A 7,130-nucleotide genomic window follows, 5' to 3' on the forward strand; every position below is an offset into this window, starting at 1 on the left:
GGGGGGGGCTATTATTTGCGCAGCAACATGCAGATGCCTGAGCAATTTTTTGTGCCTGATTTTGACTTAGCAAAAGTCATCAAAGCCTATCAGCCCACACCACGACAGCATATCATGGCAGCGGGCAGGTTAATCGACCAGCTACTAGAAAAGCATGAGTATGATTCAGAAAAATTAACGCAAATAAAAAATGAGCTAACTACGTTAACTCATTCAGTTAATGACGAATCGGTATTAAGCGCCGTCAACACTGGTCTTACGGCCGTTAACCGTGCTCTAGTCTTGGGCAAATACGACGAAAATGCTATGCTCGAAATCCAATATAGTCTTGACCGAGCAGGCGACCGCATCGTCTATATCATGTGAAGTTCTGAACTTCGTAAAACAGACATTATGTAAAGCACCTACGGCCCCAAAGGTTTGCGCCGATGAGATTTTCAGTTAGAGTTAATCGGTGAAAAATCTCGGGTACGTTATCTTAAGAACCTTACTCCTAGTAAGGTTCTTTTCTTTTTCATTTTTTAAGGAAAGTTTGTGATAAAAATCACTAATTCTCCTATCGCCTAATTTTATTTTTGAATCTTGTAGATGCCCCAGAATGCATTTTAAGCCGCTCTGAGCGGTTTTTCAATACTAGGGTATATCTATACCTTCATTGAAATAATTTTTGCCACCAATGATGTGGCGTAGGTTCAGCAGGCGAATTAATCGACTTATCTTGTTTTTGATAAGGGTCATTAGTCAATCGTTGTAACTTGTTATTATCCTTATCTGTTAAATTAAGTTGTTGGGCTTGGTCGGCTAGCTTGGCTAATTTATTTGCCAAATCAGCGATGGTAGCATCTTTCTGTTTACCATCTTGTTTCAATTCGTCAATTTCAGCTTGTTTCCTTTGCAACTCTTTTTGCAGAAAATCAATTGTCGAAAAGCCATTATAAGTGGCTTCATTATTGCTCTTATGAGCATTTTGATATTGTTGAATTATCGTTTCCTGATAGAGTTTTTTGTTTCCTTTTCTTGTTTCTTCGGAAACATTATTTTTGCTAAGCCATTTGCTTAATGTGCCCTTAGAAACACCTAATCTTTCAGCAATTTCTCGTTGTGATAATAGCTTTAATTCTTGTTTCATTGTTTCGTTTCCTTCATCGTTTCACTAGTTTCCAACTGAAACGAAAAATCGACCAGCCCTTTGCTTTATCTGCCAGTATAGACTACCAGCACAAAAAAGAAAAACACGAAAAAGTATAGACTCCGCCTTAACGGCGTAGCCTTAAGGAACCGAGCCAACGGCTCTCTCTATTCTTTGCCTATCAGCGACAAAAAATAGAGAGAGATTCTCAACATTCTCAAAACTGTCAATTAAAGACTTCAATAGATTAGTATTCAGGTCTTTAATCGACAGCTTTGCCAACAGATTAAGCGCATCTTGCCCTTGCCCTTAACAGCAATAGTTTTACTTCATTTTTCGGAAGGGGTTTTTCTTAATTTTGATTCGAGAGCCGATAAATCGAATATATGCTGATAAGGTAGTTGGTTGCTGTTCCAAGACTTCCCGCAGTGGTCGCAACTTGCGAGCATCACTACATTTGCCACGTCTTCGTTGTTTGTTAGGCAACGGGTTTAGTTTACCCATAGTGGTTGACTACGCCACTGGAACGTCTCCAGCAAGGCACGAGCTTAATTTAATGACTAATTGAAGGATAGCTACTCCCAGCGATAATTGAGAAATCGTCAATTTCAAAAAAGCGGTAACCTTTCGATTACCGCTTAAAAAATTAATCTGTTTTAGTTTTCTCTATATACCTTGTATTTTCTTAATTAAGTTGCTAAGATATACTAGATAAAAGAGAAAAAGTACTGATTGGTTAGTTGCGATAATCAATTAGCAGCTCTGTAGGTACGCCAATACTTACAGAGCTCTTTTTTTTATCTTCGTTTATTCAATTATTTATCATAATAACATTAAAAAGAACAAATTAATAGATTTAATTTGTTATAACTACATATAGTGGTACAATAAAGACGTATGAAAAGTTTAAGATTCCAATGGAATCACATAAAAAAGCCCTATTCGCTACAATAGAGCTTTTTTTATGGGTTATTCAAAGAAGGAAGGCAACTTTACTTCTTTTTTTTCTTTACAGATAACCATCGCTGTTTAACGAAAAAAATTATAATTTCTTTCGCTATATCAAGAAAAAATTGTATGAAAAGCTTAAGTATTTCCATGAAACCACCTCCTATCTTATTAGATAGGCTATGTTGCCTCCGCTAGTCATTATAACAAAATTGCTCTATTATTATGATAACTAGAAAAAACAATTAAGTTAGGAGAATAACATGGATAAAAAAATAGCAAAAAGAATCGCCATTGCTTTATGTGGCGTGGCTTTAACTGGCGTTGGCGCAACCTCAATCATTAAAGAAAATACTTACACTGTGAGCGCTAATAATGCTTATGGTACTAAAGTGTGGATTCAATATGGAACATTAAAATACGATTTGCGAGGGCCATCCGGTCATATTTACAGAGCTGGTACTAAGGTCGTTCGTGATACATATTCATTATCACAGCCACCTAAGTCTTTACCAAGTCATGTGTTTTACTTAACTTCTGTAATTGGTGGTACTCCAGGTCTACAGGGAATTCAGGATGCAGCCGGTGGCAAAATTTCAGAGACCTATGTCAATGTTGAAGACTGGAATCTGCAAGATTATCCATCAGATAGTGTAACATTAGTTAACAATGCAATAAATGATACGGATTTATCATCAAGTGATTTTCATCCAGTAGATAATAGTAATCCGGATGTTACGCATGCTGATACGACAGCACTTGACAGTGCGTACGCTGAATACAACACGACTATCGATTTTGTCCATCTTTCATCCGCCGAGCGTAATATAGTTAGTGACATTCGCCAATATTATGCTAAAGCAACTGCAATTGGAACTTCTCAAGAATATGTTGACCAAACAACTGCCTATATTAATCAAGTAGTTGCCAATTATAAGAGAACCGGTCACTTAACTGATTCGGGCACCGTTGATAAGCCTACATCACCAAGTACTAGTCCTACCACTCCAATTACAGGCTCAGGCGCTACTACGACATCACCAACCATTCCAACAAGTAAATCACATTATGTCAAGTTACGTAAGGCATCTTACCGTTACACACGTAAGGGCAAACGTGTTTCTAAGAAACTACTAAAGAAAGGTAGTGTCGTTAAAATTAACGGCAAAGTGTATCGCATTAAGGGCAAGGCATTCTACCGGATTGCCAAAAATCGTTACATCAGAGTTGTTAATGTATCTAAATAACGCTATTAGCATTGGGTTAATCAGAATGGCTAGCCTTTTTTCTTATTTTGATTTTTCCATAATGCAACTACTATTTCACTAACTACTTTAGGAAAAATATCTATAAATATGATATAACCGTATTTCTTTTCCGCAGTTACCATCATAGCAAATGCACTAGGATAGACATGCCCAATAGTAATTCCGACCGCAATGCCTATAATTGCTACAATCACCAAAGCTATTGCTATGCATACATTTTTCGAAAATATCTTATTTTTCATAAGATGTCATCCTCCTCTTTCAAAAGTTGCTAATAGAAGGTCGGGAACTTCCTGACCTTCTATTTAGTAATTTAGCATTGTCAATATCTACCTATGAATACTGTTATATTGGGATTTTTAACTAAAGCAAAAGACTGATTAATCCGTGAAGGACTAATCAGTCTTTTATTGTTCGTTTAATTTAAGCTGAAAATTGGTAGTTAGTAGCTCATCAGTCTTAACAGTTTTAACTTTTAGATTGTAATAATTCTAATCGTCGTTTACTACACTCTATATAGTGTAATAACTACTATCTGTGTTATACTTTTTATGTAGAGAAATTATTAATGTTGAGGTATGGGTAAACAAAAAGAGTGCCTTTACTCCGAAGAAAGGTGCTCTTTCAAGGTAATCTACTTGTGCAGTAGGTTAATAATTAACGCCATGAGCGCTAATATACAAATTGTTTTCATTGTACCTCCTATTTTTCAAAATATTTCTAAGCAAGCATGATTTTCCGAGTCGGGCTTGCTTTTTTGTTACATGATTATTTTATCATAGATATTTGTTTCACCAAAGGGTACCGTGTCTTCCGAATCTGCATAATGTTTTGCGTATATACAAGTGACTACATATATATTAGTGACTTTTTATATTACGTAAAATTAAATCAAGTTAATTATGTAAAGCTAGATTAATTTGATTATCAAAGTGAAAATTAATAATTATTACATTATCGCTATACATTGCCGGCGGTTAGCCTAGTTTTTACTAGGCTTTTTTCTTTTTCCGAGCCTGGCGTACGTTAGTGCACCCCAGGCTCGGAAATGCAAGTCCGCCAAAGGCTTGCAGGGTTAACTTGATTAATACAAAACTTTCCCGCCGAATTAATTTCAATTGCTAATTTTTGTTCCAAAAGAAGCTATAACTTAGTTGGGGGGTGAATAATAGATGCAAGTCCGAAATATTGCAACTAAGCCAAAAGATGTGGTTTTCACGCAGTCAGATTTAGTTAAAATAACCAAAACCAAGACTGATATCTACGCCAGCTGGACTAGTACGAAAAATGGTTCAAATGGTATACATGAGCATAAACAGCATAAAATGACTGCGATTAAGCGAACTGATAATATTGCAACACTCAAAAAATCGTTTAAGCGAAACAGAGATATTATCAATTGCAATTTCACCGGTGACAATAACGAATTATTCTTGACTCTGACATATCGTGACCGCAAACGTGGCAAGGATATTAAGGCAGTTAATGCTGACTTTGATAGATTCGTTAAGCGAATTAAACGCAAGACCCATGTCAACACGGCTAGCTTAGTGTGGTTCTCTGCGCTAGAACCGCAAGCTGATGGCACCTGGCATCTTCATTGCTTGCTCAAATGGCAAGACCGCAAAAGGATTTTCATTGCCAATGCAAAGCTGGCAAAGCTATGGGGTTGTGGCTTCACGAAAACCTCTGCAATTGAAAATGTAACCAATATTGGTGCCTACCTAACTGCCTATTTGACTAATGTTATCGTTGATTCAACCGAAGAAAATAAAATGAAAGAATCAATTACATGGACAGCTAATCATGAACATATGGTAGAGAAAGGTGGCAGACTCGGTTATTACCGTGCTTTCACACATGTTGGTCGTCACTCAAGAAATTGTAAGCAACCACAGACTTTCTACATGTCAGCCGACCAGTTGAATCAGATGGTGGCAGTAGAAGGGTGGCAGTGTGTGGGTGCGAAAAGCTATGACTTACTAATTCCCCGAATGAATCAAGATGATTTCTGGATTAGTATTAAACAAAAATATTATCATCGAGACCCTGCCATTACTGACAAAGTAATGCTAGTGACGAGATTAGCTCGACAAAACAACCAATCCGTTACAAAAATGCTGAATGGCAAAACAATGCTGCAATATCTTGGTATTAGTTGATTGCTAACTCTTTCTCACTCCCCAAAACATTACTAGACGAGCAATTTGCTCAATTTTTATGAGGTATCACAAATGATTATTAACGAAATGTATATAGACGCTGACAAATCAGGTTTTAAAGGCTTTTTGCTGGTTGATGCCAAACCTTGGCAAGAATATCAAGATGGCAAAAAAACGGGCAAAGTATTAGGTACTACCTACACCGTCGCCATGACGGGGCACCAGTTGGATAAAATTAACGTCCATATTGCTAATGACTTGGCAAACCTAGAATCTAAGATGCAGCCAGTCGGCTTTAAGAATCTACATATAAAGCTATATCCTGATTATCACAATGCTGGGCAAGTCGGAATCACGGCTACGGCTGACGCTATTGCGCCAATTAAATCCAGCCATGGAGATAAATAATGAGCAATAACAATTTTCTTGATAATTTAATTAGCCATAAAATGGCTCTACGTTTACAGAATCAAGGTACACGAGTGCCCGCAGGTGCGTGGCATCAAATTGACCTGCGTGGCAACGGCTTAGTTTTTAAGCATTGCCGCAACGATTTTGAAGCGCATTTAGCGCATTTTATGCGTCAAGCACTAGAGAATAACCAATGCTACAATACCGGCGGTAATGGGCTACCTATCAGCTATCCTGGGCTCTTTATTCATTACTATAAACATTACATCGACCTACGGCTAGATGTTGGTATAGCCAGTTATGGCAACAAGGTAGGCTACTTAATGCAGTCAATTGCGGAATCAAGCGAGTTTCATTTGCCTTTGCTGGGGCAATTAACTGACCCAGATGGTGCCACTTGTTATCGCTTTGATTTTCGTCAAGTTTTGCCAACCACTATGACGGTTAAACAAATAGCCCGTTTACCGTACGACGAGCTTAACTTAGGCGATTTAACTATTGACCTTAATCATTGCGAGCCTATCCTCCTTAGCGGAGTGAGCGGAACAGGAAAAACCGCAACCTTGGAACTATTACTTGCTGAAATTGTGCCAAAACTGGATTCCAGCAAGTATAATCCAATGCTCTATGTCGCCGACCCTAAGTTTTCCGACCTTAAGGCTTACGTTGACTTAATAGCACCCGAGAATGCCCGTCAGACGGCTCAAACACCCGCAGAGATTGCTGCCATGTTACAACAAGCCGTTAATAGCATGAATGAACGATATAGGGCAATGCAGACGCTTCCTGATTCCATCGGCAAAACTGCTTTAGATTTAGGTTTTGCGCCGCAGTTCATTATCATCGATGAGTATTCTTCATTATTAGCCAGTTTAGGCTCTGACAAAGACGATAAAACAATTAAATCACGAATTGAAAGTTGCTTAACACAGTTAACGCAAAAAGCTCGTCAAGCTAACATTCTCGTGATTATCAGCCTGCAGCGAGCATCGGTTGATTCAGGCTTAACGTCAAATATCAGAGCAAACTGTGACTTAAAAATCTTGCTCGGCAATAGCGACGCTACTACCACAGCCATGTTGTTTGGCACGCAAGCTGGCACCAATTTACCGCAAGTTAATCAAGTCGGGGGGGGCTATTATTTGCGCAGCAACATGCAGATGCCTGAGCAATTTTTTGTGCCTGATTTTGACTTAGCAAAAGTCATCAAAG

At 38.1% G+C, this 7,130-nt stretch carries 7 protein-coding genes; 5 read left to right on the plus strand and 2 right to left on the minus strand.

Translation table 11 applies throughout. From position 1 onward, the window contains the following. Nucleotides 1–366 (plus strand): hypothetical protein (locus J3U73_RS10785; protein ID WP_267410428.1); only part of this gene is annotated, 366 nt, incomplete at its 5' end. Nucleotides 367–652: 286 nt separating this feature from the next. Here J3U73_RS10785 and J3U73_RS10790 read toward each other — a convergent pair. Next, nucleotides 653–1,129: a helix-turn-helix domain-containing protein gene (locus tag J3U73_RS10790; RefSeq protein WP_267410429.1), complete on the minus strand. Its 477-nt coding sequence runs from the start codon at nt 1,127–1,129 to the stop codon at nt 653–655. A gap of 1,211 nt (nt 1,130–2,340) precedes the next feature. Here J3U73_RS10790 and J3U73_RS10795 point away from each other — a divergent pair. Further along, entirely contained in the window at nt 2,341–3,324 is a 984-nt protein-coding gene (locus J3U73_RS10795) for an SLAP domain-containing protein (RefSeq protein ID WP_267410430.1), read from the plus strand. Between the two features lie 29 nt (nt 3,325–3,353). On the opposite strand, the gene J3U73_RS10800 is transcribed toward J3U73_RS10795, so the two are convergent. After that, on the minus strand, nt 3,354–3,587 hold the full coding sequence (locus tag J3U73_RS10800; RefSeq protein WP_267410431.1) for a hypothetical protein: 234 nt from the start codon (nt 3,585–3,587) through the stop codon (nt 3,354–3,356). 930 nt (nt 3,588–4,517) lie between these two features. Between J3U73_RS10800 and J3U73_RS10805 the strand changes: the two genes are divergently transcribed. From J3U73_RS10805 to J3U73_RS10815, 3 genes are all read left to right on the plus strand, one after another. Further along, entirely contained in the window at nt 4,518–5,507 is a 990-nt protein-coding gene (locus J3U73_RS10805) for a hypothetical protein (protein ID WP_267410432.1), read from the plus strand. Between the two features lie 72 nt (nt 5,508–5,579). Further along, nucleotides 5,580–5,915: a hypothetical protein gene (locus tag J3U73_RS10810; protein ID WP_267410434.1), complete on the plus strand. Its 336-nt coding sequence runs from the start codon at nt 5,580–5,582 to the stop codon at nt 5,913–5,915. Further along, nucleotides 5,915–7,130 (plus strand): FtsK/SpoIIIE domain-containing protein (locus J3U73_RS10815; RefSeq protein ID WP_267410435.1); only part of this gene is annotated, 1,216 nt, incomplete at its 3' end. The genes J3U73_RS10810 and J3U73_RS10815, both read left to right, overlap by 1 nt.

Source organism: Lactobacillus sp. B4005, assembly GCF_026536045.1.
Lineage (GTDB): Bacteria > Bacillota > Bacilli > Lactobacillales > Lactobacillaceae > Lactobacillus > Lactobacillus panisapium.